The sequence below is a fragment of the Pseudomonas brassicacearum genome (assembly GCF_003732265.1).
GTDB classification, from domain to species: Bacteria; Pseudomonadota; Gammaproteobacteria; order Pseudomonadales; family Pseudomonadaceae; genus Aquipseudomonas; species Aquipseudomonas brassicacearum_D.
Genome location: NZ_MOBK01000271.1, coordinates 1 through 391, shown reverse-complemented (window position 1 = coordinate 391; position 391 = coordinate 1). Strand labels below are relative to the sequence as shown.

Genomic DNA, 391 nt, shown 5'->3' with positions numbered 1-391 from the left:
GATTCCCACCTTGTCCGACGTACAGGCGTTTAAAGCACCATGAAAAAAACACCGCTGCTCAATAGCGCGTTGTCGCGGCTGATTGCCTCGCTGGGTCATGGCGACATGGTCGGGATCGGCGATGCCGGACTGCCGGTCCCGCCAGGTGTCGAACTGGTCGATCTGGCGCTGACCCAGGTCGTTCCGGACTTCATCAGTACCTTGAAGGTTGTACTGAGCGAAATGCAGGCCGAAAGCCATGTGCTGGCCCGCGAGATCCTCGACAAGCAGCCGCCGGCATTGAGTGTTCTGGACGAGTTGAGCGTTGAAGGCGCGCTGGGTTCGCGCGAGTTGCTCAGCCACGACCAGTTCAAGATCCTCAGCCGTCAGGCGCGGGCGATTGTTCGTACAG

Annotated in this window: 1 protein-coding gene; it reads left to right on the top strand. The window is 59.8% G+C overall.

Features of this window, described 5'->3' with window-relative positions:
• Window positions 1-39 precede the first annotated feature (39 nt).
• Window positions 40-391 (top strand): D-ribose pyranase (rbsD, locus tag BK660_RS31215; protein ID WP_123436439.1); only part of this gene is annotated, 352 nt, incomplete at its 3' end.